Genomic DNA, 26,499 nt, shown 5'->3' with positions numbered 1-26,499 from the left:
TCGCGAGCACCTTAGAAGGTGATGTTCATATCCGCCAGGTCTGCCAGCGTGATGCCAACCAGGAAGATTGATGATCCCCCGCCTGTGTCGATCAGGAGGCCGGTGTCAGCGCCTATTGTTGTCTCCTGCGATGCGGCCTCAAGGTCGCTGACGCTGATGAAGTCGGTCGTGGTGTTGGCTATATAGAGCGTATCTTGAGCTGTGCTGAAGTCGCTCACCACATCGTTGCCATGGCCGCCTCCGAAATAGAACGTGTCGGCACCGTCGCCCCCCGTAAGCGTGTCATCGCCGGTACCGCCGTAAAGTTCATCGTCACCACCGCCAGCGTCTACGATGTCATCACCGCCGCCGCCGAACAGGTCATCATTGCCTTCATTGCCACCCACGTCATCGTTGCCCGATGAGCCAAAGATGGTGTCGTCGCCATCGCCGCCACGGACGTCATCGTCACCGTCATCCTTGCCTGCATAAACGATGTCGTCACCGCCGCCGGCGTCAACAATATCGTCGCCGTCGCCGCCGCCAATGACATCCTTGCCGCCCGCGCCATAGATCCGGTCGCTGCCACTACCGGCCCACACCGAGTTGCTGGCGTTGCCGTCCTGCTCTTCTTCGCCTTCGTCAAATTCGCCGTCCTGATCGTCGTCATTCCAGCTGCCTACAATCATCACATCGTCGCCGTCACCGCCATACAGCGTGTCGTCGCCGTCATCGCCGAGGCCGTTGTCGTCAAAGTCGTCGCCTACGACAATGTCGTTGCCAGTGCCGCCACCGACAACATCATTGCCCTGGCCACCGGCGAATTTGTCGTCGCCATCATCGTCAGCGCCTGCGAAAATTTGGTCATCGTCATCGCCGCCATCGATGGTGTCATCCCCGGCGCCACCGCTCAGGAAGTCGTTGCCGCCGTTGCCCTTTAGGTTGTCGTTGCCGTTGTTGCCCTTCAGCCTTTGGGCGCCGTCGTCGCCTTCATGATCATCGTCTTCGTCGCCGCCGTCGAAATCTTCATCATCTGGCTCGTCGTCGGAACCGTCGCCCTCTTCGTCGAGATCAATCGCGCCAGCGGACAGGTTGCCGAGGTCGAAGTCAAGAAGGGTCAGGGTCTTGCCGTTGCCAAGGTCAATGACAACATTGGCGCCCGACTGGGTGGCGTTGTCGAGAAGCTGGGTGAAGCTATTGAGCGTCTCGATGTCGTCCAGGTCGATCCGGTCGCCCTCATTCGGGTTGAAGTCTGTAATGACGTCGGATGACCGGTCATCGATTTCGAATTCATCCGCGCCGCTGCCACCGGTGAGCCTGTCGTTGCCGTCGCCGCCGTCAAGCTCATCATCGCCGTCGCCACCGTTGAGCGTGTCGGCGCCGCTGCTGCCCTTGAGTTCGTCTGCACCCGCACCGCCTGTCAGGATGTCGTTGCCAGACCCGCCCTTGAGCTCGTCATCGCCGTCGCCACCATCGATGGTGTCATTGCCGTTGCCGCCCTTGATTTCATCTGCGCCCAGGCCGCCTGTCAGCTTGTCTGCGCCGTCGCCGCCATCGACCTCATCATCGCCGTTGCCGCCATCGATGGTGTCGTCGCCGTCATGGCCGTCTATTTCATTGTCGTCATCATCCCCGTCGAAGGAATCGTCGTCTTCGTCTTCGTCATCGTCAGAATCATCGTCGTCAGAATCATCATCGTTTGCGTCGCTATCATCGTCATCGTCGTTTGCGTCGCTATCATCGTCATCGTCGTTTGCGTCGCTATCATCGTCATCGTCGTTTGCGTCGCTATCATCGTCATCATCGTTTGCGTCGCTATCGTCATCGTCGTTGCTATTCGGGCCTTCTGGCGCGGCAGCCATCGGTGCCGCAGTCGATCCCGCTACAAGTTTGTCGAGAAGGGAAGGGATGACGACACCTTCAAGGATGTCATCTGTTTCAAAATCGTCGAATTGATCAGACATGCGATAGCTCCTGTCGTTCATAGGCAAGCTTTCGCGCGGCGTATTGCCGTGCGAAAGCTCTAGTTTCCATGCAGCAGTCTAGCACGCCTGTGTTACAGGGATTTGACCGAAATCAAGGATAGGGAACCTGCGGCGGTTTGGCTGCGGCGCAAAGCGGGGACAAAAGAAAAAGGCGCCACAGCTTTATCAAGCCGTAACGCCCTGCAATTTCTTGCTGAATTCTTGGAGGCGCGAACCGGAATCGAACCGGTGTACACGGATTTGCAATCCGCTGCGTCACCACTCCGCCATCGCGCCTCTCGTGGTGGTCCGGAACGTATAGTCAGACGTATAAGAAGGGTCAATAGCTTTTTGGTGTGTTTGTGCGCATCCGGGGCTACGGCCGAACAATCTTTTGCAGGCAATCATTTTTTAAGGCATTGTCGCTAAAGCTGATTGGGGAACAGGTGGCAAGAAACAGGAATGAGGCGTGGACCATAAAATCCTTATCATTGATGACCTTGAAATCATGCGGACGATGCTGTCCGGCATTGCAAGCGAGTTTGGCGAGGTTGTGACGGCGGCAACGGGCAAGGACGGCCTGATCGCGGCGCTTGAGCATAAGCCGACCTTGATTCTTTTGGATGTTAACTTGCCAGATATCGACGGCTTCAGGGTGTGCGAGGCCCTGAAGAAAGATTACCGCACGCAGGATACACCCGTTGTGCTGATTACCGGCATGGAAAAGGACGAAGATGCCGAATCCAAAGGGCTGACCATCGGGGCGTCTGATTATATCCTGAAGCCCATCAAAGTGCCGGTGGTGCGGGCGCGCATCAATACCCAGCTGACGCTGGTTGAAAAATCCCGCGCGCTTGAAAAGGCCAACGCGGAACTCACGCGCCAGGCCATGACCGATTCGCTCACCAATTGTTTCAACCGGCGCTATTTCATGAATGCCGCCGATATGGAGCTGAGCCGCATGAAGCGCCACGGCTACCCTGTTGTGGTGGCCATGATCGATATCGATCATTTCAAGCGCATCAACGACACATACGGCCACGAAGTGGGCGATGAAGTGCTGGCCGTTGTGGCCCAGTGCTGTGACGAGACCGTGCGCTATGAGGACACTTTGGGGCGCTTGGGTGGCGAGGAGTTCGCGGTCCTTCTGCCTGTTGCAGACAGCGACGGCGCCTACGGCGTTCTGGAGCGCCTGCGCCAGACGGTGGAGGGGCTTGCGTTCCCGAACGCACCAGACCTGACGGTGACCGTCAGCATTGGTATCGCGGAACTTGAGGAGAAGGATATCGCAATCGACGGGGCGCTCAAGCGCGCAGATGATGCGATGTATGCCGCCAAGAAAGCCGGTCGCAACCGCGTAGAGATCGCCTGATACAAGCTTGCCGTCATGGCCGCTCACAGCATCCTTCCGTCGCAAAATCCGGTCGGATTGCCGCAGGGGATGGTGTGCTGAAGCCGTATTATGATAAATCGCAGGCAGACTTTGGCAGATTTTATGGGGTTTTTACGTGAAAACGCGTTGCTTCAAAGCGTCTTGCTATTTATAAAGCGGCGAGATTGTCACTGTAGTTATTAATGTAGAGGTTCAAACCGTGACCCAAGCAGCAGTCGCCCGCAGCCACATGATCGATTGTCAGCTTCGCCCCAATGAGGTGAACGACGAGCGCATTATTTCCGCCATCGAAGGTGTTGCGCGCGAGCTTTTCGTGCCGAAAGCCAAGCGTGCCATCGCCTATGTGGATGAAGACCTGGATATCGGTGAAGGCCGTTTCCTGATGGAGCCGATGATTTTCGCGCGTCTCGTGACCGCCGCAGAAATCGGACCAAAGGACCTGGTGCTGGATATCGGTTGTGGCACAGGTTATTCCGCCGCTGTGATCGCGGGCCTCGCCGACGCGGTCGTAGCACTTGAGGAAAACGAAAAATTCGCCGCAGCGGCTGAAAAGAAGCTGTCGGACCAGGACGTGATGAACGTGGCTGTGATGAACGGCAAGCACCGCGACGGTGTGGCCAAGCAAGGCCCGTTTGACGTGATCATCATCGAAGGCATGGTTGAAGAAGTGCCGGCTGGTCTTGTGAAACAGCTGAAGGACGGCGGCCGTCTTGTGTGCGTAAAACTTGAAGGCGGCGTGGGCCGCGCCCATATCATAAAAATGGAAGACGGTGTGGCGTCTGCGCGCAATCTCTTTGATGCGAATGTGCCGATGCTGCCGGGCTTCGAGGTTGAAAAAGGTTTTGTATTCTAAGGCTTGATAGGATTTAGGTTTTTCCCCATCAAGGTGGAGTTGATACAGAAAAAGTGATAAAAACCGAATACCCCTAGGGTCAGATAGGAAAATATACAGGGATAAGAACCTGGAATTCTACGGCCCGCATAATATACAGCGAGGAAACAAGGAGAATAAAATGAAAAAGGGGATCGTCTCACTGCTTGCAGTGACAACTGTGCTTATGGGTTCTGTGACAGCGTCAGCTGAATCGCTTGAAGAAGCGCTCGCAGCAGCCTACGAGAGCAACCCGCAACTGATGGCCCAGCGTGCCGCACTCCGTGCAACGGACGAGGGCGTGTCCCAGGCACAGGCGGGCTTCCTGCCGAACCTTTCCGGTACATATACATACGGGGAAAGCAAGACCAAATCGCCAAACGAGCAAGGCGTAAACATATCCGTGCCGGGTTCCAGTGAGCAGTATATCCTTACGGCGAACCAGAACCTGTTCAATGGCTTCCGTGATCGCAATGCCATGAAGCGGGCGAAAAGCTCAGTTATGGCGGGGCGTGCACAGCTGCAGTCGGTTGAACAACAGGTGCTGCTGGAAGCTGTGACTGCTTATATGAACGTGCTGCGCGACGAAGCGGTTGTGGACCTGAACAAGAACAACGTACAGGTGCTGGAGCGTCAGCTTCAGGCCAGCCAGGACCGCTTCCGTGTGGGTGAAGTGACCCGCACTGACGTGGCCCAGTCTGAAGCCCGCCTTGAAGGCGCCAAATCCAGCCTGCTGACGGCGGAAGCCACATTGGCGGCAAGCCGCGCGCAATATCGCCGCGTAGTTGGCAATACGCCTGCATCCCTTGAGACGCCAACGAGCGATCCGGTTCTGCCGGCTTCCCTTGATGAGGCTATTGAAACCGCTATGCAGCTTAGCCCTGGTGTGATTGCTGCGCGCTACAATGAAGAGTCCGCCGCCTATCGGGTTAAAGAAGCTAGTGGTGCTCTTATGCCGTCGCTGGATTTGCAGGCGAGCTGGACCGACAGGACTCAATCAGGATTTGACGAACGTGTTGGTCGTACTTTTGATCGGCCATCCACCACCAAGTCTATTGGTGTGCAGCTGAGCGTGCCTCTCTATCAGGGTGGTGCGCGTTATTCAGCCGTGCGTCAGGCCAAGCAGCAGCGCAGCCAGCGTCTGATGGAAATCCGCCAGGCTGAGCGCGTGGCACAGGAAAATGTGTTCGTGGCGTGGGACCAGTACCGCGCAGCCGTTGGTCAGATCAAGTCAACCGAAGCGCAGGTTCGCGCCAGCGAGATCGCCCTTGAGGGCGTGCGTCAGGAAGCCTATGTGGGCTCCCGCACCACGCTTGACGTGCTGAACGCCGAGCAGGAGCTCCTGAACGCGCGCGTGGCACTTGTTCGTGCCCAGCGCGACGAAGCGGTAACGGCTTACAGCCTCGTTTCTGCGGTAGGCAAGCTGACAGCCAAGGACCTGCGCCTGGGCGTGGCTGCCTATAACCCTGAGCGTTACTACGACAAGGTCGATACCAAATTCATCGGTACCGACGTCGAATAAGGCGCTCGCGGATAAAAAATATTCAAGGGGTCTTCGGGCCCCTTTTTTATTGCCCACTGGTTCTTTTCAAGCCAATGCGGCGCATGGGTGGATGCACTTAACCGCCTTTGTGCGCTTAAGAATTATTGACACGGGACTCTCTTAACGGTACCTCTGGTTCAGGGAGTGTTAACAGTGGCTGGTCAATGAGCGATAACGCATCTGAAGACGAACCGACTATGGAAGAGATCTTGGCGTCTATTCGCCGGATCATTTCTGACGAGTCGGAGGAAGAGGCAGCGGAACCTGAAGTCGAAGAGGACTTCGAGGAAGCGCCTGCTGCTGAGCCCGAGCCTGAACCGGAGCCTGAGCCCGAACCCGAACCTGTGTTCGAACCGGAGCCTGAGCCCGAACCAGAGCCAGAGCCCATTCCCGAACCCGAGCCAATGCCCGAGCCGGAACCTGTTCCGGAACCGGAACCAATGCCCGAGCCGGAAGAAGAAGATGTCTTCGAACTGACCGAGCTTGCGAGCGAAGGTGAGGTGGAAGCAATTGTTTCGCCTCCGGTAGAAACCAGGACAGCCGAAAGCTTCGCGCACCTGACCCAGATGATGGTGGCAGGCTACGAAGGGGCGGACAACACGCTTGAATCACTGGTGCGCGCCATGCTCAAGCCGATGCTGCAGGGCTGGCTGGATGAAAACCTGCCAGGTATCGTGCAGGACGCGGTAGAGCGTGAAGTCGCGCGGATCGCCCGCCGCAAGTAGGGCTATACCACCAAGCAGGCATTCCGGGGCGCTTTCAGGCGCCCTTTTTCTTGGCCGATGCCTTTTGCCTGAGCCTCAGTCGGGCACGACCTCTGTGTCGCGCTTGAGGACAATCGTTGGTGTGATGCCGATGCGCGGTGAGAAGTCCTTGACCACAAACCCCTCGTTGCCAGGCGTGTAGATCACCTCATTGCTGATCTGGTAAGCGTCACCAAAAGAACGAACACGTGGGTTCAGCCACAGGCTGTTGCGCTCCAGATCTATGGCATAGCGGAAGGGCAGGAACATGCTGGCCCCGATAATGCCTTCTCTTTCATCGGTTTTCGTTGGCGCATTCGGGCCAATGAAAATGGGGATATTCTTGAAGATCAGCCGTCCGAACTTGATAATGCCATAATAGATCACACCCTTGTTTTCAGCCTTGAACTGTTCCCGCTCAGTAGGGTTGGTTGCCTGCGTGAAGTGCCTATCGTCCCACAGCACGATCCCGCCCGGATAGCCGGTGTCCATCAAGAGCTTTTTGACTGTCGGACGTTTTTCCCATGGCAGGCGGGACCGGTGCAGAAGGTAGGGCGTTCGGCCGTCCATATAAAGCTGGTGGCGGTATTTGAACCGATCGCCCAACTTGGAACCGTGCCGGATCAAGGCCATGGTTTTTTGTGACGGGATCACCTCCACGATATAGGCGTCGAAGAAGTCGCGCCCCAGGATGCCTTCAATCCGGAAGCTCAGGTCGCCTGATATCTCATCGCGGTTCTCGATAAAGAGCGTGTTATGGCTGGTGAAGCGGAAATCCCCGGCTGTGAAGTCAACTTCTGAAAGCCGGTATCCCTTGGTGGCGGCGCGGAAGGCCGGGAAACTGATATCGGTGGCTTCACCCGCCTTGATGGTTTCATCCGAAAAGCCGGGGTTTTTGAACAGCACGCTGGTGGAGGCACCGGTGTCCAGCAGCATCTGTACTGGCGTGCCTTTAACCTTAAGCGTGACATGAACCCGGTTGTTGATGATTTCAATGGGCAGGCGGGCAAGCACATCGGGGTCAGCCTCTTCTTGCGAAGCTTCTTCTGCTGCGGGCTTCTCTGTGATGGGCGGGGCGGCATGTAAGGATGTGACTGGCATTAGCGCAAGAGCCAGGAAAGCGATCACACAACCTGTCAGGTACCCTCTGTATCTTGCCTGATAAAACCCAATCATTTCAGAAGCCTACCGGATTCCACGCGGGAATTAAAGATGAACCAAAGCTATAGCGGAACCGGACGCGACAAATTGCCGTCGCAAATTTGGGACATATCGGGCGCAAAAGAGCAAAAAACATATGATTTCGGCGGATTGAGGGTTTCGTTTTCGCCCATTTTTGTGCATTGTGCGGCGCTGTTTTTAGGAAAGAAAACGGATGCAGCGCGAATGATGCGCAATCATCCCGGATAATAACGGATTTTTTGAAATGTTGGATAAGACCTATTCCCCGGCGGATATTGAAGGCAAATGGTATGAACATTGGGAAACGTCTGGCGCATTCAAGTGCGGCCAGCGCGCTGATGCTGAACCTTATGTCATCGTCATGCCTCCGCCGAATGTGACAGGCAGCCTCCACATGGGTCATGCGCTGGATAACAGCCTGCAGGACACTCTGATCCGTTTTGAGCGCCTGCGCGGCAAGGACGTGCTGTGGCAGCCGGGCACCGACCATGCCGGCATCGCAACCCAGATGGTTGTTGAGCGCCAGATGGATGCCGAAGGCGGCCCCACCCGCCAGGAAATCGGCCGTGAGGCTTTCCTGGAGCGCGTGTGGAAATGGAAAGCGGAATCCGGCGGCACCATCACGGGGCAACTCAGGCGTCTTGGTGCGTCGTGCGACTGGTCTCGCGAAGCTTTCACCATGGACGAGCCGCGCTCTAAGGCCGTGATCGCCAAGTTTGTTCAGCTTTATAAAGAAGGGCTCTTGTACAAGTCCCAGCGCCTTGTGAACTGGGACCCGAAGCTGAAGACCGCGATTTCCGATCTTGAGGTGGAGCAGAAGGAAGTTGATGGCAACTTCTGGCATTTCCATTACCCGATCGACGGTGAAGAAGGCCGTTTCATCGAGATCGCGACCACGCGGCCCGAAACCATGCTGGGCGACACGGCGGTTGCGGTGCATCCAGAGGACGAGCGCTATAAGGATCTGATCGGCAAGTTCGTCAAGCTGCCGCTTGTGGGGCGCCTGATCCGCATTGTGGGTGATGAGCACGCAGACCCCGAGCAGGGCACAGGTGCCCTCAAGGTTACGCCTGCGCACGACTTCAATGACTTTGAAATCGGCAAGCGCCACGATCTGGAGATGATCAACATCTTCGATGAGAACGCCTGCATCAACGACAACGCGCCAGAGAAATACCGCGGCATGGACCGCTTCGAGGCCCGCAAGGCCATCGTGGCTGACATGGACGCCGCAGGCTTCCTTGTGAAGGTTAAGCCGCACCGCCACATGGTGCCGTATGGCGACCGTGGCGGCGTGGTGATCGAGCCGTGGCTGACCGAGCAGTGGTATGTGGACGCCGAGACGCTGGCGAAGCCGGCTATCGAAGCGGTTGAAACCGGCAAAACCAAATTCATCCCGAAGAACTGGGAAAAGACCTATTTTGAATGGATGCGCAACATCCAGCCATGGTGCGTGTCTCGCCAGCTGTGGTGGGGGCATCGCATCCCGGCATGGTACGCGCCTGACGGCACGGTGTTCGTTGAAGAAACTGAAGAGGCAGCTTATGAGGCCGCCAAGGCCAAGCTGGGCGACGATGTCACGCTGACGCAGGACACGGATGTTCTCGACACCTGGTTCTCCTCCGCCATGTGGCCATACAGCACGCTCGGCTGGACCGGGCACGAGGACGCCGCCCTGGACACCGTGAAGAAATACTATCCGAACACCACGCTGATCACGGGGTTTGACATCATCTTCTTCTGGGTTGCCCGCATGATGATGTCCGGCATTCACTTTATGGGCGAGGTGCCGTTCAAGGATGTTTACATCCACGCGCTGGTGCGCGACGAGAAGGGCGCCAAGATGTCCAAATCCAAGGGCAATGTGATTGACCCCCTGGAGTTCGTTGAAAAATACGGCGCAGACGCGCTTCGCTTCACGCTGATCGCCATGGAAGCCCAGGGCCGCGACATCAAGATGTCCGAGAAACGGGTGGAAGGCTACCGCAACTTCGGCACCAAGCTTTGGAACGCCGCGCGCTTCTGCGAAATGAACGGCATTGCGGGCTCAGACACCGTTGAAGCGCCGCAAGCAACGCTTGCTGTGAACAAATGGATCATTGCAGAAGTGGCGAAAGCGGCAGAGGGTGTCACCAAGGCGCTTGAGGCCTTCCGCTTCAACGACAGCGCCGATGCCATCTATCACTTCACCTGGGGCACCTTCTGTGACTGGTATGTGGAGCTGATCAAGCCTGTTTTCTGGGGTGAAGATGAGGCCGCCAAGGAAGAGACACGCCGCGTTGCTGGTTGGGTGCTGGACCAGATTCTGGTGCTCTTGCACCCCTTCATGCCGTTCATCACCGAAGAACTTTGGCACGCCACGCGCGACGATCGCCCCTATGACCTGATCCTGGCCCAGTGGCCCACCATTGCCGTGGCCGCAGACGGCGCGGATGAGGAAGTCAACTGGGCGATCAAATTCATTTCCGAAATCCGCTCCACGCGATCAGAAATGAATGTGCCTGCGGGTGCGAAGGCAACAGCGCTGGTGGTTGGCGCCTCTGAGGCCACGAAGGCGCGGCTTGAAAGCTTCCAGGACATGATCTGCCGCCTTGCGCGCCTTGAAAAGGCCGAAGCGGTTGATGCGGCTGAAAGCAAGGGATCGGCCCAACTGGTGGTGGACGAGGCGACTGTGTACCTGCCGCTTGCAGACCTGATGGACCTCGACGCAGAAAAGGCCCGGCTTGAGAAGAACCTTGAGAAGCTCTCGAAAGAGGCCGGTTCCTTGAAGGGTCGGTTGAACAACCAGGGCTTTGTGGCCAAGGCGCCAGAGCATGTTGTGGCAGAGGCCAAAGAACAGCTTTTGGATCTTGAAGGCCAGATCGAGAAGGTCAAAGCTGCGCTCACGCGTCTGGGCTAACGCCACATCGCATAAAGATCAGGGAAGGGGCTTCACAGCCCCTTTTTTGTTGACCAGGGCACTACAAACCCCCACGCCATTGTGTTTCCGTCAGTTTTGTGTATAAGGGCTGCGGGATTAAGGGAAATTGGGGACTGTATGCGGCCTTTTCTGGCATCATTCATGTTGTCGTGCGCGCTTATTTGCGCGCCAGATTCCGTGCAGGCGGAAGAGGTGAAGCTCGTGATGGCGGGCGCCGCAATCCCCAAGGTATTCGAGCCCGGCAAGGGCGGCCCCTATAACGATTTCTATGCTGATGTTGTCGCCAAGGCGCCGGTCAAGACCGATCTGGTGATGCTGCCGGTCAAGCGGTTGGCGCGGTCCTTCTTCGAGAAGCAGGTGGACTGCATGTATATGGCGACCAGCGACAAGACCTTCTACATCCAGAATGGCGTGCCCCTTGATACGCTGACAGCCTCCAGGCCCTTCAACCGTTTGTTCATGCGCGCCTATAGCCGACCCGGAATGGCAGCCCCTTCAGGCTGGAGCGCCCTTGAGGGCAAGCTGATCGCTGGCGACGAAGGCATTCATGTCAGCACCATCGCGCAGCGCACGCTGCCGTTTGCCAAAGACATGCTTTACACCAAGACGGTGGATGAAGCGTTTGAACTTCTGGCCGCGGGCCGCGTGGATGTCACCGTTGCCTATTCCATTGATGCACGGCAGTATTTCACCCGCGCAGGCCTGGACGGCTTCCCGGCTGACAAGCGCTTTTCGCTGCTGACATTGGGGGAAAGCATAGCCTGCTGGCCTTCTGTTGAGGCCAACAAGCTGGTTGCTTATCTGGATCGAGAGATTGACCGGCTTCACGCAGACGGTGCGCTCATGTCCCGATACGGGTTTGAGCTGCACGACTGAAGCGAACCCGCCCCTTTTCTTAAAAATTAACCGCGAGCGAGGCCGATCAGATATAGGATGTCGGCCGCGATGGTTGCGCCTGCAAGTGCCGTGATCTGTGCCGGGCCTTCATAGTGCGGCGCAACTTCAACCTGGTCACCCCCCACGATATTGAGGCCTGCAATGGCTCGTAGCACGTCCCGAGCATAAGCGCAGTCAGGCCCGCCCACGACAGGCGTACCGGTCGCCGGAGCAACGCTTGGGTCAAGAAAATCGATGTCGAATGTCAGGTAGGCCGGGCGGTTGCCAACCCGCTCCCGGATTTTCTGCGCGAGTTCCTCGGCTGGTGTGCGCAGGCATTCGTTGCCATCAATCACCATCATGCCATGGCTATCGGGGTTTGGTGTGCGCATGCCCATCTGGATCGAGTTTTCAGGCACGATGATGCCTTCTTTAATCGCATGATAAAACATGGTGCCGTGATTGAGATCCTCGTCCGTCCATGTGTCGGAATGGGCATCAAAATGAATGAGCGCGAGCGGGCCGTGCTTGCGGGCGTGGGCGCGAAGGAGCGGATAGCTGATGGAATGGTCACCGCCGATGGTCAGGAGGGAAGACCCAGTCGCCAGCACTTCGTCAGCCTTTGCTTCAACAGCTGGCATCAGCCGGTCGGTATAGGCTGTAAAGCCAGATACATCGCCAAGGTCAGCCACCTTGAAGCGGTCGCGGAAATGGAAGTCCCACGGCCAGACGCCCCAAGGGAACTCCGCCATGGTGAGCGACATTTCGCGCACGGCACGTGGGCCAAAGCGGGAGCCGGACCGGCCAGTGGTGGCAAGATCAAACGGCACGCCCATAACGGCGATATCAAGGCCTTCTGCCGATTGGGCAGCAGGCTGACGGAAAAAAGTGATCAAGCCGACATACGGCTCCATCATGCCCTCAGACATGGCTAAACTCCTTGGTTGACTGCTTCCTTCATACGGTGCTGTCGGTTGCCGTGCAATCGAATTAGGCGCAATTAAAATTCAAAAAATAACAATTTGCTTTTCATTTATTATCGACAGTGCGGGGGTGCACGGCTAAAGTCGCGCACAGATTCTAAGTTGAGATCGGGCGTTGCCCGACAGTGAGTGGAGAGCCTGATGGCCCAGTATCGTTCCCGCACATCAACCCATGGCCGCAACATGGCGGGCGCCCGCGCATTGTGGCGCGCAACCGGCATGAAGGATGACGACTTCAAGAAGCCGATCATCGCCGTGGTCAACAGCTTCACGCAGTTCGTGCCGGGGCACGTGCACCTGAAGGACCTGGGGCAGATGGTAGCGCGCGAGATCGAGGCCGCAGGCGGGGTGGCCAAGGAATTCAACACCATTGCTGTGGACGACGGCATCGCCATGGGCCATGACGGCATGCTCTATAGCCTGCCAAGCCGCGAGATTATCGCCGACAGCGTGGAATATATGGCCAATGCCCACTGTGCCGATGCGCTGGTATGTATCTCCAACTGTGACAAGATCACGCCGGGCATGCTGATGGCGGCTCTCCGGCTCAATATCCCGGCTGTATTCGTATCCGGCGGCCCGATGGAAGCGGGCGAGGCGGACTATGGTGGGGAAACCCACAAGTTGGACCTGGTGGATGCCATGGTTCAGGCAGCTGACCCCAATGTGTCGGATGAGCAGGTGGCCGCGGTCGAACGATCCGCCTGTCCGACATGTGGCTCCTGCTCAGGCATGTTCACTGCGAACAGCATGAACTGCCTGACAGAAGCCTTGGGGCTCAGCCTGCCGGGGAACGGCACGACGCTGGCGACCCACGCAGACCGGAAGGAACTGTTCCTGACGGCGGCCCGGCTGATTGTGGATATTTCCAAGCGCTACTATGGGGGCGGGGACGAAAGCGTGCTGCCGCGTAATGTCGCCAACTTCGGGGCGTTTGAAAACGCCATGGCGCTTGATATCGCCATGGGTGGGTCCACCAACACGGTGCTGCATATCCTGGCCGCCGCACAAGAGGCTGAACTTGATTTCACCATGGAAGATATCGACCGGCTTTCGCGGAAGGTGCCGAACCTATGCAAGGTCGCACCGGCGACCAATAAATATCACATTCAGGATGTGCACCGCGCAGGCGGGATTTTCAGCATCCTCGGGGAACTCGGGCGTGCCGGGCTGATCAACACCGATTGCACCACAGTGCACACCGCCACCATGGGCGAGGCGCTGGCCCGCTATGACGTGCGCGTCTCGAACGACGGCGACCTGCATCATTTCTTCAAGGCAGCCCCGGGCGGCGTGCCAACACAAGTGGCTTTCAGCCAGTCCAACCGGTATGACGCGCTGGACCTGGACCGTGAAGGCGGCTGTATCCGGGCGAAAGAGCACGCTTACAGCCAGGATGGCGGGCTTGCGGTGCTGTACGGCAATATTGCCGAGGAAGGCTGCATTGTTAAGACAGCAGGCGTGGACGAAAGCATCCTCAAATTCACCGGTCGCGCGCGTATTTTCGAAAGCCAGGATGCGTCTGTTGAAGCCATCCTCGCGGGCGAGGTGGTCAAGGGGGATGTGGTGATCATTCGCTATGAAGGCCCGCGTGGTGGTCCGGGGATGCAGGAAATGCTCTATCCCACCAGTTACCTCAAGTCCATGGGGCTCGGTAAAGACTGCGCGCTCTTGACCGACGGGCGCTTCTCGGGCGGCACATCGGGCCTCTCTATCGGGCACGCAAGCCCTGAAGCCGCGGAAGGTGGCGCCATTGGCCTCGTGGAAGAGGGCGATACAATCGAGATCGATATCCCGAACCGGTCGATCAATGTGATGGTATCTGACGAGGAGCTCGCCACCCGCCGCAAAGCCATGGATGCGAAAGGCGCGGATGCCTGGAAGCCGGCCAAGCCGCGCGCGCGGAAAGTTTCAAAAGCCCTGAAGGCCTATGCAGCGATGGCGACATCTGCTAGCAAGGGCGCCGTTCGGGATGTATCTGCTTTTGAATAGGACTTATTATGACTTTCCGTCAGGCGCGGGCAGAAGATCACACCCGCCTTTTTGACATTTGGCACGCGGCCGTCGTTGCCACGCACCATTTCCTGAGCAAGACCGACCTGGCAGAGATCGCCGATGTGGTGAAGAACCAGTATCTGCCAAACGCCGACTTTACCGTGTTTGTGGACGCGGCAGACCAGCCGCAGGGCTTCATGGGCTGCACCGATAATAACATCGACGCGCTTTTTGTTGACCCCGCGGCACACGGGCAGGGCATTGGCAAGCAATTCATTGCAAGGGTCAAGGAGCAGTTCGAAACAGTCACCGTTCAGGTGAATGAACAGCAGCCTCAGGCTCATGCATTCTACAAGGCGTGCGGCTTCAAGGATGTCCGCCGTGATCCCGTGGACGATGCAGGCCGCCCATTCCCTATCGTTCATCTGGAGTGGCGGCGAGAAGCCTGATTTTTCTATGGGGCCTTAGGTCATCATTTAAAAAGACAGTTGCTGTTTCGCCGTCACAGGTTAATGTTTCCATAACTATTTCATATGTTGGGGGACACCATGACCAAATTACCGATTATCCAGATCGTTAGCCACGCGCTCAAGATGCCGCTTTCTGCACCTGCGCCCTATTTGAAAGCAATCGGCCTGCTTGTAGGCGTTGTTGCGCTTTTCATTGGCGCTCTCATTTTTGTGGTTGATGCATCGTTGTTGCAGGCCTTCCAGGAAATCGCGCAGCAGGGGACAGGCGACCCGAATGCGATGGCTGAGCATATCGGGGCGATGGGGTCCCTGTTCTTGATTGCCTTGATTTTTGGCATCCTGATGCTTTTGGCGACATCGCATCTTTTCAATGTCGGCGTTCGCGTTGGTGCTTACGGCAAGGAAGGGGCCCGTTTCGGCTCATTCGGGGAAGCCATGGGCGCTGCTGGCGTGAACAGCCTCAAGTTCTTCTTTATCGGCATTCTTCTGGTGATTGTCAGCATCGTTATCATTATGGTCTTCGCGGCGCTGGGTCTTGGCCCAAGTTTCGCGGAACAGGCAGCGGCAGGCGCGGATTTGGCGGAATCGACGCGTGCCACATTGATGAACAATATCATCGTGGTGATTGTCAGCTGTGTTGTTTATTCGCTGTTCTCCGCGAATCTTACACAAACGGCGCTGCGCTCTGACAAGGAAGGTATGTCCCATCCGCATACGGTGGACTTCGCCATTGTCTTGGTTCTCTTATACGCCATTGTGCTGGTGCCGGTCACTCTGGCGGGCCTCGCAGGCAGCATGGTGTTGATGCAGGCGCTTAATGTCGTGCTGGGCCTTGTGGTGGCGATTGCCATCGGCACTGCGCACGGTATTCGCTACCGTATCTGCATGGCCGAAAACGAACAGAAAGTGTTCGAATAGGCTTGAGGGTTTGACCGTAAAGTTAGCGAAAGCCGGGGTTTCCCCCGGCTTTTTTGTGCCAGGAGGCTTGACCCGCGGGCGTCTGTGCGCCATATCCGCATCCTTACTGTATTTCAGAGGGTCGAGACAGTGACACAACCAAGCCTTGATGGCGCGCTGCGCCAGTTCATGTACGGCAAGCTGCACCGCGTAACAGTGACCGGCGCAGACCTTGACTATGTCGGTTCCATCACCGTGGACCCTGTGTTGTTGCGGGCGTCCGGCATTCTGCCGCACACGCTTGTGGATGTGGTCAATATCACGAACGGCGAACGCATCCAGACCTATGTGATCGAAGGCACGGAAGGTTCCGGCGTCATTTGCCTGAACGGCGCTGCGGCACACCAGTTTTCAAAGGGTGATCTGGCGATCATCATGGGGTACGAGGCTGTGCCCGCGAACCAGCTGCCGGGCCGTATTTCGCGCGCGGTGCATGTGGACGCCAAAAACCGCATTGTGGCTACCGACGAATATGTCACCCCAAGCCTTGAAAGCCTTGGGAACCCGGCTGCCAATCGCGAATTCGAAAAATACGAAACAGTAGACGCCTGAGGTATCTCAGTTATCCATGAGCGAGATCTTTCTTGTTGGCTTGATGGCTTTCAGGAAAGCTTGGTCATGGCTGACCACGATGATAGCCCCATCATGGGCTAGAAGCGCAGCTTCCAGCATCTCCACCGTATCCAAGTCCAGATGGTTTGTGGGTTCATCCAAAATCAACAGCTGCGGTGGCTGACCGGCAAAAATGCAGGCTAGGCCAGCGCGTAACATCTCGCCCCCGCTTAAGGTCAAGACCCTTCGGATCGCTGCGTCAGCGCGGAAACCGAACCGGGCAAGGGCAGCGTGGATTTGATTTTGTGTCAGTGCCGGGTTCAGCCGTTCCATGTTTCGGGCGACACTTTGATCGCAATCAAGGAAGCTCATAGTCTGATCGACAAAGGCGACATGAATGTCTGCCAGTTTGATGGTGCCGCTTGTGGGCTGAAGCGAGCCGGCAATGAGGTGAAGCAGGCTGGATTTACCGCTCCCGTTTGGGCCCGTGAGGGCAAGCCGCTCCGGCCCCAAGATATCAAGCGACACGTTGTCCAGCACGGGTTCTCTGCCTTCTGGCGCCCAGGAGACATCCTGAAGTGACAGGATATGTTGGCCCGCATGCAGCCCAGAGAGTGGAAGATCAATCTTGACCGGCGTTCGTTTGTTCAGGTCTGCTGCAGCCTCATCAACTGCAGACTTCATCTTCTGTTCCAGTGCATCAGACCGGGCGCCTGATTTGCCGCCGCTGGTTTCCGCCCGTTCCTTCATGGCGTTCAGGAGCATTTTTGGCTGGCTACCTGTAGTGCGAGACTTTCGCCCCTTGGCATCGCGCCTGGCTTTCTTTTCGGCCTCTGCGGCAGATCGTTTCTGCGCCTGGGAAAGATTGGATTTCGCGGCTTCCAGCCTACGCTCGGCAAGGGCGCGCTCTTCGTCCTGCTTCACTTTATAGAAGCTATAGTTCCCGCCATAGAGGGATATGCCGTTGGCTGACAGGGCGGCAATGGCGTCCATTTGATCCAGAAGCATTCGGTCATGGCTGACGATCAGGGCAGGTCCGTGCCATGCGGCCAGGAACTCATACAGTATCTGACGGCCTTCTCTGTCCAGGTCATTGGTTGGTTCGTCCATCAGGAGAATATCGGGCTCTGACACAATTAGCCCGGCGAGACGGAGTCGCGTGCGCTGGCCGCCGGAAAGCGTACTGAGCATTCGCCATGGATCAAGATCAGGCAATCCAACGGCTGCTAGTCCCTGCTCAAGGCGTGCGGGCAGGCTCCAGTCAGCCTTCTCGGCATCCTCGAGCGAGCCTTTGCCGCTGAGCATCCGGTTGGTGATTTCCAGCTGTTCGGTCAGGCCGAGGCTATCGGCAACCGTCCGGCCGGGGCTGACATTCACTTGCTGCTGCAGAAGCGCCAGCTTCCCGCTCACGGTAATATGGCCGTGGGACGGCTGCAGCGCCCCTTTAACCAGCCGGAGCAATGTGGATTTGCCAACACCGTTCGCGCCTACAAGGCCTGTGCGACCTTTGGTGAAGCTGAGGGTCAGTTCTTTAAATAGTGGGGTGCCGTCTGGCAGCTGGTAGCCCAGCTGATCGAGCGTGATAAAATGAGACATGACATCTCCTGAAAAGGCATTGATAGGAATTATTTCAATGTTTTCAGGGTCTTGTTCATTTCTCTTCTCGCTTTGATTCAAGTCTTGGCTGCCAATCGCCGCCTTCTGGCTATGTAGGTACTCTGGCGCCGGGTTACAAGTCAAGCATCAAGCTGGACCCAGATGGGGGTGTGGTCGCTTGGCTGTTCCTTGCCGCGGGGCTGGCGGTCCACCTGGCAGTCGCGCAGGATGTCGGCAGCTTGCGGTGACAGCAGCAGGTGGTCGATGCGGATGCCGTGGTCTTTTTGCCATGCGCCGCGCTGGTAATCCCAGAAAGTATAGGCCTCACCCTTGGGCTTGATCTGCCTCAGGGCATCCAGATAGCCAAGGTTCCAAAGCGTGCGAAGCTTGGCGCGGCTTTCAGGCTGGGTAAGGGCGTCATCAACCCAGGCTGCGGGATTGTGGCAATCCTCGTCTGTCGGGATGACGTTATAGTCGCCAGCCAGCACAATCGGCATTTCACGCTCCAGCAGGTGTTCTGCGTGGGCGATCAGCCGGTCCATCCATTTGAGCTTATAGTCGAACTTGGGGCCAGGTTGCGGGTTGCCGTTCGGCAGGTAAATGGAGGCCACACGCACGCCCTTGATCGTGGCTTCAATATAGCGGGCTTGTTCGTCTTCCTTTTCCTCACCACCGTCAAGGGCAGGGAGGCCGCGCCGGATGTCCTCAATCGGGTGCTTTGAGATCAGCGCCACCCCGTTGAAGCTTTTCTGACCGTGCGTTTCGACATGCCAGCCCTTTTCTTCAATCTCTAGGCGCGGGAAATTTTCATCCACGCTCTTTATCTCCTGCAGGCAGGCCACATCGGGGCTGAATTCATCAAGCCATTCAAGCAGCCGGGGCAGGCGCGCCTTGACGCCATTGATGTTGAAGCTGGCAATTTTCATGTGGGTAAGCCCTAGATCGAGAAGGAGGAACCACAGCCGCAGGAGGCCGTGGCGTTCGGGTTCTTCACCTGGAATGAAGCGCCGACAAGGTCTTCGACAAAGTCAACTTCCGCGCCCGAGATATAAAGCAGCGACATGGGGTCAACGAGCATGGTAACGCCGTCGCGTTCCACCACGATATCATCGTCTTTCTGCTCTTCATCGAAATCAAAGCCGTACTGAAACCCGCTACAGCCGCCGCCCGAAATCGTCAGTCTGAGCTTCAGGTTCGGGTTGCCTTGCTGTTCAATCAGCGCTTTTACGCGCGCTGCGGCTTTTTCACTGAGCCCTACAGGGGGCTGACTATCGGTCATGCTGTTTCGCCATCAGGTTATGGGTCTATCTTGCCCCCATATGTAGGGACCATAGGCCCAATGGTCAATTCACGTCCGCGATATTATTGGCATCGCGGGATCGGAACGGCTTCAGGCTGGAGATTCCTGTGGCTGTTTGGTAGCAGGTTCGCTTGGCGGAAAAGTCAGCTCAAGCTTTTGTTTCTTGCTGAAATCGAAGGCCAGCATCAGCGTATCCAGAACATCTTCGTCGCCGTTGTGGGAGAAGGGCAGCACAAGGGCGGTAAAGGGAATGGTCGGGCTGTCCGCCGGCTGGAAGTTGCCACGAAAATAGACCGGTCCCTTTGCTTTTGATGCCTGTGACAGCATGTTGTGGATGATGCTTTTCACAGCGCCGTCAGGGGGCGACACAAGCCGGTCATGGTTACCCTTAAGCCGCAAGACCTCAGACACCGTCGCGCCGGTCAGCCTGTCATCGAATTTTTCCGTTCCATTGATGGAGACAATCGCAAGCTGAGGCAGGAATTTGGGAAATTTCTGGGGTCGGAACTCGCGCTTGTCAGGATATTTTCGGTTGTGCTGGATTTCGCGCCAATGGTCCAGAAGGTCCTGCTGGAACCTGGCATCAAACGCTGTCTGGCTTTCGCCAATATTGTCGGCGTTTTCAATCATCAGGATATAATAATTAAAAAAGCCTTAACCGGCAAGGAATCAGTTAACTATTTGTTAACCATTATGCAAATGCAACATTCCGGCCGGCTGAGGTTGGCAATCCGGGCAAAGCGCGGGCATTTAAATAGTAAAGAGTTGCCCTTCGTGGGGGGCGGAGATAATGTGCCCCAAACCAGCTACGCATTCAGCCCACCTGACCCTAGTTAGGCTGAGCCCAAGGAGAGAGACATGTACGATAGTTTGCCGCGCTATGAAGATACCCTGGCCCCTTATGCCTGCCGTCCTTCAGAAAGCCGTGGCCGTGTCTTCAAGGAGCCTGAAACGCCGAATCGGAGCTGCTACCAGCGTGACCGCGACCGGGTGATCCATTCTTCAAGTTTCCGCCGGTTGAAGCACAAGACTCAGGTATTCGTATACCACGAGGGCGACCATTTCCGGACGCGCCTGACACATTCGCTTGAGGTGGCGCAGATTGCACGGTCCGTCTGCCGGTCCATGCACCTGAATGAAGATCTGGGCGAGGCGCTTGCGCTTGCGCATGATCTTGGCCACCCGCCTTTCGGGCATGTTGGCGAAACCGTGCTGAACGACTGCATGAAGAATTACGACGGGTTTGACCATAACGCCCAGGCGCTCAGGCTGCTGACGCGGCTTGAGCACCGCTATGCGTCCTTTGAAGGTCTGAACCTGACCTGGGAAACCCTTGAAGGGCTTGCGAAACATAACGGCCCGCTTGTTGATGCGCCGATTGATTACAAGAATCCGCCCGCTGACCTGTCGTTCGGCTTCCGTGACTATCTGCCGGAAAATGACCTTGAGCTGCACACCTATGCGTCTGCAGAAGCGCAGATTGCGGCGCTTGCGGACGATATCGCCTACTCCTCCCACGACCTGGATGACGGCCTGCGCGCAGGCCTGTTCGAATTCGACGAACTGAAGAAGATCCCTGTGGTCGCCCAGGTTCTGGACGAAGTGAAATGGACCTATCCGAACGCGCCGAAGGATGTGATGATCCACGAGCTTGTCCGACGAATGATCAACCGGATGGTGGCGGATATGATGGTGGAAAGCGGGCGTCGCATTGAAAAGCTGGCGCCTACAACCCCGGACGATATCCGGAATGCGGGCCAGCCCACGATTGCCTTTGGCAAGGATATGGGTGAGGCGGTGAAGGAACTGAAAGCCTTCCTGTTTGAACGCATGTATCGCCACTATCTGGTTAACCGTATGGCTAGTAAGGCAAAAAGGGTGGTGACAGACCTCTTTGATCTGTATATCTCCGAACCCGAATGTTTGCCTACTGAATGGAACGAGCGTGCGCAGGGCGCAGGAACGCCGGAAACGGCCCGGGTCGTCGCCGACTTTATCGCTGGCATGACCGACCGCTTCGCCTTCCGCGAGCACGCCAAACTATTTGATTTGAACCGAGTATCACTATGAATGTTTTTACTGAGTTTCGGACCGCGATTGATGCGGTCCTGGCTGATCTTTCTGCCAAGGGCGACCTGCCGGCTGAATTGGACACATCCAATGTGGCCGTAGAACCGCCGCGCGATGCAAGCCACGGCGATATCGCCACCAACGCGGCCCTCGTGCTGTCGAAGCAGGCAGGCAAGAACCCGCGCGAGATCGCGGGCCTTCTGGCACCGGCCCTTGAAGCCCTTGATGCTGTTGAAAGCGTGGACATTGCAGGACCGGGTTTCATCAACCTGCGGATTTCCAAAAGCTTCTGGCAGGGCCAGGTAGATGAGATACTGAAGGTTGGTGTCGGCTATGGCAACAGCACAATGGGCGGCGGCGAGCGGGTGAATGTGGAATATGTGTCCGCAAACCCAACGGGGCCAATGCATGTGGGGCACGTACGCGGTGCCGTATTCGGCGATGCGCTCGCGAACCTGCTGATCAAGGCCGGCTATGATGTTACCAAGGAATATTACATCAACGATGCCGGTAGCCAGATCGACACGCTGGCGCGGTCTGCGCACCTTCGGTACCAGGAAGCCCATGGCCGCGACATCGGTGAAATCCCCGAAGGCCTATACCCCGGCGACTACCTGATCCCTGTGGGACAGATGCTGAAGGAAAAATACGGTGACCAATATCTGGATGCACCGGAAGAAGAATGGCTTGCCCAGTTCAAGGTCGACGCTTCAGGCGAGATGATGAACCTGATCCGGGAAGACTTGGCCGCACTTGGCGTGGAGCATGAGACTTTCTTCTCAGAACGCACGCTTCATGAAAGCGGCCGTATTCCCGAAGCGATCCAGGTACTTAAGGACCGCGGCCATATTTATCAGGGCGTGCTGGAGCCGCCGAAAGGCAAGAAGCCGGAAGATTGGGAAGAGCGCGAGCAAACCCTGTTCCGGGCGACCGATTTTGGCGACGATGTGGATCGTCCGCTGCAGAAATCCACAGGTGAATATACCTATTTTGCCGCCGATATTGCTTACCACCACGACAAGTATGTCCGTGGTTACAAGCAGATGATCGATATCCTGGGCGCTGACCATGGCGGCTATGTGAAGCGCATGCAGGCGGCTGTTAAGGCGCTGTCGGAAGACGGTACGCTGGATGTGCGGCTTTGCCAGATGGTGAAGCTGTACCGCGACGGTGAGCCGTTCAAGATGTCAAAGCGGTCGGGCAATTTCATCACGCTTCGCGAAGTGGTGGACGAGGTTGGCCGCGACGTGACGCGTTTCATCATGCTGACCCGCAAGAACGACGCGCATCTGGATTTCGACTTCAAGAAGGTGATGGAGCAATCAAAGGACAACCCGGTCTTTTATGTGCAGTATGCCCATGCCCGGATTTGTTCGGTGCTGGCCAAGGCGCAGGATGCTTTCCCGGGCCTTGACGCGTCTGACACCAGCCTGATGAACGCAGACCTTAGCCTGCTGGCCGACGACAGCGAGATCGCCATGATCAAGCAATGTGCCGCCTGGCCACGCATGGTTGAAAGCGCCGCTGAAGCGCATGAACCGCACCGTATTGCCTTTTTCCTGTATGATCTGGCCTCCGAATTCCATACTTTCTGGAATAAGGGGAATGACAATCCTGACTTGCGCTTTATCATAGAGGGTAACGAGGCGCTGACAAAGGCGCGGATGGCGCTGGTGCGCTCTGTGGCGTTGGTGATTGCCAGCGGCCTCGGCGTGCTGGGCGTAACGCCAATGGAGGAAATGCGGTAAATGAGCGAGAAAGATCAAGCAGGACAGGGCGCCGACAAGGACGTCCCACCATGGCTTCAACCGGTCCCTGAGGAAGAAGAAGCGGCAGGCTTCTTTGAGGGCAGGAAAACGCTGGTGATCACGGCAGTTGCCGCGCTCAGCGTGGTTGTGCTGTTCGTGCTTGTGCTTCTTTATCTTTACGATAGCTCGCCTGACGGGCCGCCACGCCGCGTGGTGGCCGAAACTACACCGATCAAGACCAAGCCGGCAGAACCGGGCGGCATGGAAGTGCCAAACCAGGACAAGCAGGTGTTTGACCAGGGCGCTGGCGCTGGCGCTGACCGCCTGGCGCTTGCAGACCAACCGGAAGAGCCGCTGAAGGAACTGCCCGCAGACCCTGAGCCTGCGGTTGAAGACGAAGCCCACGCCGAAGACGAGGCACGCATTGCAGCGGAAGCGGAGGAGCGCGCGGCGGAAGTTGCCCAGCAAGTTGAGCAAGCCGCGGCGCCAGCTGCCGTTGAGCCAGAACCCGCCGCAGAAGAGCCGGCGGTGCCCGCAGGTGCCTTTAAGGTACAGTTGGGTGCCTATGGTTCCGAAGAATCCGCCGCGACTGCGTGGCGTACCATTCGCGGCAAGCACCGTGCGGTACTTGAAGGCCTGTCCCCGGTTTACGAATCCGTCCGCACTGGCGACCGTACACTTTACCGCTTGCGGGTTGGGCCCCTTGAGAGCAGGGCCGCAGCCGATGAGGTTTGCCTGGGTCTTCGGGCACAGCAGCAGGCCTGCATTGTTGTAAATCCGTAAAAGAGTTTTTTGATGATCCCCGCAATTTTCGGCTGTGCCGGCCCGTCGCTTACTGAAGAGGAACGGGCCTTTTTTGCCAAGGTGAAGCCTGCCGGGTTCATCATCTTCAAGCGCAATGTCGAAGACCCGGACCAGCTTTCAGCCCTGATCAAGGACTTGAAGCAGACGGTTGGCCGTCACAAGGTGCCGATCCTGGTGGATCAGGAAGGGGGTCGCGTGCAGCGCCTTTCGGAACCTTATTGGCGCAAATATCCGCCGATGACGGTTTTTGGCGATATGGCCCAAAAAGACCCGACGCTAGCCGCGAGCGCCCTTCGCCTGAATACCCGCCTGATCGCCGACGACCTCAGGCGCGTGGGCATCAATGTGGACTGCCTGCCGGTTCTGGATGTGCGTCAGGGCGATGCTGATCCAATCATTGGCGATAGGGCCTTTTCAAATGACCCCGGCCTCGTAGCCGCCATGGGGCGCATTGTTGTAGACGCGCTTATGGAAGGTGGCGTACTTCCTGTGATCAAGCACCTGCCGGGCCATGGCCGCGCCAGGGCCGACAGCCATCTGGAGTTGCCGGTGGTGGATGCCAGCGTCGCGGAGATGGACGATACAGATTTCGTGCCCTTCAAGGCGATTGCGGACGCACCCTTCGGCATGACCGCCCACATCAAATATACGGATATCGATCCCAAACAGTGCGCGACACTGTCGCGTGTGGTGATCGGCCGCATTATCCGCATGAAAATGGGTTTCACCGGCCTTCTGATGTCTGATGACCTGTCGATGAAGGCGCTTGAAGGCACGTTCGAGGACCGCACGCGCGGCGCCTTTGCCGCCGGATGCGATCTTGTGCTGCACTGTAACGGCGATATGGATGAGATGCGGTCCATCGCATCAGCCTGTCATGTTGCCTCAGGAAAGCTTGAGAAACGGCTCGCCACCCTCATATCTGATGCAGACAGGGCGTCGCGCCCGGACAGGGAAGATCTGCGCCGCCGCTATGATGCCCTGATGGAAAAATTTTAGAGTAGACCTGAGGAAACCATGGATTTTCTGGCCCAAAGTATTCAGATGATTACGCTGATGGCGCTGCCGTTCCTGCTTGCTGTGACGTTGCACGAGGCAGGGCATGCGCTGGCGGCCTACAAGTTGGGTGATCCGACGGCCAAGCTGGAGGGGCGCTTGTCGCTCAATCCGGCGGTCCATATCGACCCGATCGGCACTATTGCCATTCCGCTGGTGGCTGTTTTGTTCCAGTTTCCGTTCCTGATTGGCTATGCAAAGCCTGTGATGATCCAGCCGCGCTACTTCAAGAACATGCGCCGCGATATGGTGATTGTCGCGCTGGCAGGGCCGATGGGCAACCTTATCGTGGCGATATTCTTTGCGCTGGTGCTGAAAGCAGCGATGGCCTTTGGTGTGGCTGGCGACGGCTGGCTTTTCCGGACCGCCCAGATCGGTATCTTCCTGAACTGTTTGTTCATGGTGTTTAACCTGCTGCCCATCCCGCCATTGGACGGTGCCGGAGTGGTGGAGCAGTTCTTGCCGCATGACATGGCGCAAAGCTACCGGTCTATTGCGCCTTTCGGCTTTTTCATCCTGATGGGCATCATTGTAGTGGCCAAGGAAATCATTCTTGTCCCCACTTTGGTGATAGGATCAGTGATCGCGACGATTGTCGGCGTGCCGTTTTAACGATATCGTTTGGAAACATGGAATTCGAAGAAGACACAATCGGGCCAACCCCGCACCGCCAGGTAGACCCGGCGGATCCGAACCAGCTTGTCCTGCATATGGACGGGTTCGAGGGGCCTCTTGATGTGCTTCTCACGCTCGCGCGTGCCCAGAAGGTGGACCTGACGCAAATCTCCATTCTGGAACTGGTCGAGCAGTTCCTTACCTTTGTTTCTGCCGCCAAGCGGCTCAAGCTTGAGCTTGCGGCGGACTATCTGGTGATGGCGGCTTGGCTGGCGTATCTGAAGTCCCGCCTGCTGCTGCCGAAGGAAGATGACGACGAGGAACCGTCGGCTGAAGAGCTGGCCTTCCGGCTGCAGCTTCGCCTGCAGCGGTTGGAGGCCATGCGCGAGGCTGGCGCCCGTCTGATGGCGCGCGACCGTATGGGCCGCGACGTGTTCCGCCGTGGACGCCCCGAGGGCCTGAAGCTCCTGAAGAAGGGCTCCTACGATGTCACCCTATATGAACTATTGCGCGCCTATGCCGATAACCGTCAGCGGCATTCGATCACGGAAATCCGCATCGAGCGTCGCCCGGTCTATCCGCTTGAGGACGCGATTGAGCGCCTTTCGGGCCTGATCGGCGACACATTCACCTGGGCAACGCTTTCTACTTTCCTGCCGACAGACCTGAAGGATGACCGGCTGCGGCGTTCGGCGCTGGCCAGCATGTTCGCGGCTACGCTGGAGCTGGCGAAAGCAGGCAGGGCGGACCTCAGGCAGATGGAAACCTTTGGGCCGATCTACCTGCGTCAACGCCACGATGAAGAAGGCGGACAGGCAGCGGATAGCCAGGCAAACGACAATTCAGAATAAGCCAGTACAAAGCCAGAAAAAGAACGATAAG

The 26,499-nt window shown here is 57.2% G+C and carries 24 protein-coding genes and 1 tRNA gene; 17 read left to right on the top strand and 8 right to left on the bottom strand.

What is annotated here, in order from left to right:
* Positions 1 to 11: 11 nt before the first annotated feature.
* Both ACFO5Q_RS03760 and ACFO5Q_RS03755 read right to left on the bottom strand, forming a co-directional pair.
* Complete coding sequence (locus ACFO5Q_RS03760) at positions 12 to 1,943, bottom strand: calcium-binding protein (protein WP_380084286.1); 1,932 nt, start codon at positions 1,941 to 1,943, stop codon at positions 12 to 14.
* A gap of 223 nt (positions 1,944 to 2,166) precedes the next feature.
* Positions 2,167 to 2,240, bottom strand: a tRNA-Cys gene (locus ACFO5Q_RS03755).
* 172 nt (positions 2,241 to 2,412) lie between these two features.
* Here ACFO5Q_RS03755 and ACFO5Q_RS03750 point away from each other — a divergent pair.
* The 4 genes from ACFO5Q_RS03750 to ACFO5Q_RS03735 all read left to right on the top strand — a co-directional run bounded on the left by ACFO5Q_RS03750 (position 2,413) and on the right by ACFO5Q_RS03735 (position 6,475).
* Positions 2,413 to 3,315 (top strand): diguanylate cyclase, encoded by a 903-nt coding sequence (locus tag ACFO5Q_RS03750; RefSeq protein ID WP_082719865.1) that lies wholly within the window; start codon positions 2,413 to 2,415, stop codon positions 3,313 to 3,315.
* Between the two features lie 220 nt (positions 3,316 to 3,535).
* Positions 3,536 to 4,189, top strand: a complete 654-nt coding sequence (locus ACFO5Q_RS03745; RefSeq protein ID WP_156431950.1) for a protein-L-isoaspartate O-methyltransferase family protein — start codon at positions 3,536 to 3,538, stop codon at positions 4,187 to 4,189.
* A gap of 160 nt (positions 4,190 to 4,349) precedes the next feature.
* Entirely contained in the window at positions 4,350 to 5,729 is a 1,380-nt protein-coding gene (locus tag ACFO5Q_RS03740) for a TolC family outer membrane protein (RefSeq protein ID WP_068147640.1), read from the top strand.
* A gap of 185 nt (positions 5,730 to 5,914) precedes the next feature.
* Positions 5,915 to 6,475, top strand: coding sequence for a DUF2497 domain-containing protein (locus ACFO5Q_RS03735; protein ID WP_068147643.1), 561 nt, complete (start codon positions 5,915 to 5,917; stop codon positions 6,473 to 6,475).
* A gap of 75 nt (positions 6,476 to 6,550) precedes the next feature.
* Here the strand turns inward: ACFO5Q_RS03735 and ACFO5Q_RS03730 are convergent, their stop codons facing one another.
* Entirely contained in the window at positions 6,551 to 7,594 is a 1,044-nt protein-coding gene (locus ACFO5Q_RS03730; RefSeq protein ID WP_197421060.1) for a retropepsin-like aspartic protease, read from the bottom strand.
* A 111-nt stretch (positions 7,595 to 7,705) separates the two neighbouring features.
* Between ACFO5Q_RS03730 and ACFO5Q_RS03725 the strand changes: the two genes are divergently transcribed.
* From ACFO5Q_RS03725 to ACFO5Q_RS03715, 3 genes are all read left to right on the top strand, one after another.
* Entirely contained in the window at positions 7,706 to 7,903 is a 198-nt protein-coding gene (locus ACFO5Q_RS03725; protein WP_156431951.1) for a hypothetical protein, read from the top strand.
* Positions 7,904 to 7,919: 16 nt separating this feature from the next.
* Positions 7,920 to 10,574 (top strand): valine--tRNA ligase, encoded by a 2,655-nt coding sequence (locus tag ACFO5Q_RS03720; RefSeq protein WP_068147650.1) that lies wholly within the window; start codon positions 7,920 to 7,922, stop codon positions 10,572 to 10,574.
* Positions 10,575 to 10,712: 138 nt separating this feature from the next.
* The gene (locus tag ACFO5Q_RS03715; protein ID WP_068147652.1) at positions 10,713 to 11,471 is read left to right on the top strand and encodes a substrate-binding periplasmic protein; all 759 of its coding nucleotides are present in this window, start codon (positions 10,713 to 10,715) and stop codon (positions 11,469 to 11,471) included.
* Between the two features lie 26 nt (positions 11,472 to 11,497).
* Here ACFO5Q_RS03715 and speB read toward each other — a convergent pair whose 3' ends face one another.
* Positions 11,498 to 12,400, bottom strand: a complete 903-nt coding sequence (speB, locus tag ACFO5Q_RS03710) for an agmatinase (RefSeq protein WP_068147654.1) — start codon at positions 12,398 to 12,400, stop codon at positions 11,498 to 11,500.
* Positions 12,401 to 12,595: 195 nt separating this feature from the next.
* Here speB and ilvD point away from each other — a divergent pair, with 195 nt between their 5' ends.
* From ilvD to panD, 4 genes are all read left to right on the top strand, one after another.
* Positions 12,596 to 14,446 (top strand): dihydroxy-acid dehydratase, encoded by a 1,851-nt coding sequence (gene ilvD / locus ACFO5Q_RS03705; RefSeq protein WP_068147657.1) that lies wholly within the window; start codon positions 12,596 to 12,598, stop codon positions 14,444 to 14,446.
* Positions 14,447 to 14,454: 8 nt separating this feature from the next.
* On the top strand, positions 14,455 to 14,898 hold the full coding sequence (locus tag ACFO5Q_RS03700) for an acetyltransferase (RefSeq protein ID WP_156431952.1): 444 nt from the start codon (positions 14,455 to 14,457) through the stop codon (positions 14,896 to 14,898).
* Positions 14,899 to 14,997: 99 nt separating this feature from the next.
* Positions 14,998 to 15,837, top strand: a complete 840-nt coding sequence (locus ACFO5Q_RS03695; RefSeq protein ID WP_068147663.1) for a hypothetical protein — start codon at positions 14,998 to 15,000, stop codon at positions 15,835 to 15,837.
* Between the two features lie 129 nt (positions 15,838 to 15,966).
* Positions 15,967 to 16,428, top strand: coding sequence for an aspartate 1-decarboxylase (panD, locus tag ACFO5Q_RS03690; RefSeq protein WP_269448972.1), 462 nt, complete (start codon positions 15,967 to 15,969; stop codon positions 16,426 to 16,428).
* 6 nt (positions 16,429 to 16,434) lie between these two features.
* Here the strand turns inward: panD and ACFO5Q_RS03685 are convergent, their stop codons facing one another.
* From ACFO5Q_RS03685 to ACFO5Q_RS03670, 4 genes are all read right to left on the bottom strand, one after another.
* A complete protein-coding gene (locus ACFO5Q_RS03685) occupies positions 16,435 to 18,024 on the bottom strand; it encodes an ABC-F family ATP-binding cassette domain-containing protein (RefSeq protein WP_068147666.1) in 1,590 nt (529 codons plus the stop codon).
* A gap of 140 nt (positions 18,025 to 18,164) precedes the next feature.
* The gene (gene xth / locus ACFO5Q_RS03680; RefSeq protein ID WP_068147668.1) at positions 18,165 to 18,950 is read right to left on the bottom strand and encodes an exodeoxyribonuclease III; all 786 of its coding nucleotides are present in this window, start codon (positions 18,948 to 18,950) and stop codon (positions 18,165 to 18,167) included.
* An 11-nt stretch (positions 18,951 to 18,961) separates the two neighbouring features.
* Positions 18,962 to 19,303, bottom strand: coding sequence for an iron-sulfur cluster insertion protein ErpA (erpA, locus tag ACFO5Q_RS03675; RefSeq protein ID WP_068147672.1), 342 nt, complete (start codon positions 19,301 to 19,303; stop codon positions 18,962 to 18,964).
* A 111-nt stretch (positions 19,304 to 19,414) separates the two neighbouring features.
* Positions 19,415 to 19,954: a PAS domain-containing protein gene (locus ACFO5Q_RS03670; protein ID WP_068147676.1), complete on the bottom strand. Its 540-nt coding sequence runs from the start codon at positions 19,952 to 19,954 to the stop codon at positions 19,415 to 19,417.
* A 228-nt stretch (positions 19,955 to 20,182) separates the two neighbouring features.
* On the opposite strand from ACFO5Q_RS03670, the gene ACFO5Q_RS03665 reads away from it, so the two are divergent.
* The 6 genes from ACFO5Q_RS03665 to ACFO5Q_RS03640 are packed head-to-tail and all read left to right on the top strand — an operon-like array spanning position 20,183 to position 26,468.
* On the top strand, positions 20,183 to 21,394 hold the full coding sequence (locus tag ACFO5Q_RS03665; protein WP_068147679.1) for a deoxyguanosinetriphosphate triphosphohydrolase: 1,212 nt from the start codon (positions 20,183 to 20,185) through the stop codon (positions 21,392 to 21,394).
* Complete coding sequence (gene argS, locus ACFO5Q_RS03660) at positions 21,391 to 23,142, top strand: arginine--tRNA ligase (RefSeq protein WP_068147683.1); 1,752 nt, start codon at positions 21,391 to 21,393, stop codon at positions 23,140 to 23,142. Before ACFO5Q_RS03665 ends, argS begins: the two co-directional genes overlap by 4 nt.
* Positions 23,143 to 23,925 carry an SPOR domain-containing protein gene (locus tag ACFO5Q_RS03655; protein WP_068147686.1) on the top strand — a complete coding sequence of 261 codons (783 nt, stop codon included), beginning with the start codon at positions 23,143 to 23,145 and terminating at the stop codon, positions 23,923 to 23,925.
* A 12-nt stretch (positions 23,926 to 23,937) separates the two neighbouring features.
* Entirely contained in the window at positions 23,938 to 24,945 is a 1,008-nt protein-coding gene (gene nagZ, locus ACFO5Q_RS03650; RefSeq protein ID WP_068147689.1) for a beta-N-acetylhexosaminidase, read from the top strand.
* Between the two features lie 18 nt (positions 24,946 to 24,963).
* Positions 24,964 to 25,614: a site-2 protease family protein gene (locus ACFO5Q_RS03645; protein ID WP_068147690.1), complete on the top strand. Its 651-nt coding sequence runs from the start codon at positions 24,964 to 24,966 to the stop codon at positions 25,612 to 25,614.
* A 17-nt stretch (positions 25,615 to 25,631) separates the two neighbouring features.
* Positions 25,632 to 26,468, top strand: coding sequence for a segregation and condensation protein A (locus ACFO5Q_RS03640; RefSeq protein WP_068147694.1), 837 nt, complete (start codon positions 25,632 to 25,634; stop codon positions 26,466 to 26,468).
* Positions 26,469 to 26,499: the final 31 nt, after the last annotated feature.

The sequence above is a fragment of the Kordiimonas lipolytica genome, assembly GCF_042651265.1.
Classification (GTDB): domain Bacteria; phylum Pseudomonadota; class Alphaproteobacteria; order Sphingomonadales; family Kordiimonadaceae; genus Kordiimonas; species Kordiimonas lipolytica.
The sequence above is the reverse complement of the archived record's forward strand: the minus strand, read 5'-3'. Positions and strand labels throughout refer to the sequence as shown.

Bases quoted from the DNA above. Each gene is read 5' to 3' on its own strand.
- ACFO5Q_RS03685 (WP_068147666.1), bottom strand. From the start codon at position 18,024: ATGTCTCATTTTATCACGCTCGATCAGCTGGGCTACCAGCTGCCAGAC.
- ACFO5Q_RS03700 (WP_156431952.1), top strand. From the start codon at position 14,455: ATGACTTTCCGTCAGGCGCGGGCAGAAGATCACACCCGCCTTTTTGAC.
- ACFO5Q_RS03670 (WP_068147676.1), bottom strand. From the start codon at position 19,954: ATGATTGAAAACGCCGACAATATTGGCGAAAGCCAGACAGCGTTTGAT.
- ACFO5Q_RS03725 (WP_156431951.1), top strand. From the start codon at position 7,706: ATGAACCAAAGCTATAGCGGAACCGGACGCGACAAATTGCCGTCGCAA.
- ilvD (WP_068147657.1), top strand. From the start codon at position 12,596: ATGGCCCAGTATCGTTCCCGCACATCAACCCATGGCCGCAACATGGCG.
- argS (WP_068147683.1), top strand. From the start codon at position 21,391: ATGAATGTTTTTACTGAGTTTCGGACCGCGATTGATGCGGTCCTGGCT.
- nagZ (WP_068147689.1), top strand. From the start codon at position 23,938: ATGATCCCCGCAATTTTCGGCTGTGCCGGCCCGTCGCTTACTGAAGAG.
- ACFO5Q_RS03715 (WP_068147652.1), top strand. From the start codon at position 10,713: ATGCGGCCTTTTCTGGCATCATTCATGTTGTCGTGCGCGCTTATTTGC.
- ACFO5Q_RS03720 (WP_068147650.1), top strand. From the start codon at position 7,920: ATGTTGGATAAGACCTATTCCCCGGCGGATATTGAAGGCAAATGGTAT.
- ACFO5Q_RS03665 (WP_068147679.1), top strand. From the start codon at position 20,183: ATGTACGATAGTTTGCCGCGCTATGAAGATACCCTGGCCCCTTATGCC.
- erpA (WP_068147672.1), bottom strand. From the start codon at position 19,303: ATGACCGATAGTCAGCCCCCTGTAGGGCTCAGTGAAAAAGCCGCAGCG.
- ACFO5Q_RS03740 (WP_068147640.1), top strand. From the start codon at position 4,350: ATGAAAAAGGGGATCGTCTCACTGCTTGCAGTGACAACTGTGCTTATG.
- ACFO5Q_RS03655 (WP_068147686.1), top strand. From the start codon at position 23,143: ATGAGCGAGAAAGATCAAGCAGGACAGGGCGCCGACAAGGACGTCCCA.
- ACFO5Q_RS03760 (WP_380084286.1), bottom strand. From the start codon at position 1,943: ATGTCTGATCAATTCGACGATTTTGAAACAGATGACATCCTTGAAGGT.
- ACFO5Q_RS03640 (WP_068147694.1), top strand. From the start codon at position 25,632: ATGGAATTCGAAGAAGACACAATCGGGCCAACCCCGCACCGCCAGGTA.
- ACFO5Q_RS03695 (WP_068147663.1), top strand. From the start codon at position 14,998: ATGACCAAATTACCGATTATCCAGATCGTTAGCCACGCGCTCAAGATG.
- ACFO5Q_RS03645 (WP_068147690.1), top strand. From the start codon at position 24,964: ATGGATTTTCTGGCCCAAAGTATTCAGATGATTACGCTGATGGCGCTG.
- ACFO5Q_RS03735 (WP_068147643.1), top strand. From the start codon at position 5,915: ATGAGCGATAACGCATCTGAAGACGAACCGACTATGGAAGAGATCTTG.
- xth (WP_068147668.1), bottom strand. From the start codon at position 18,950: ATGAAAATTGCCAGCTTCAACATCAATGGCGTCAAGGCGCGCCTGCCC.
- speB (WP_068147654.1), bottom strand. From the start codon at position 12,400: ATGTCTGAGGGCATGATGGAGCCGTATGTCGGCTTGATCACTTTTTTC.
- ACFO5Q_RS03730 (WP_197421060.1), bottom strand. From the start codon at position 7,594: ATGCCAGTCACATCCTTACATGCCGCCCCGCCCATCACAGAGAAGCCC.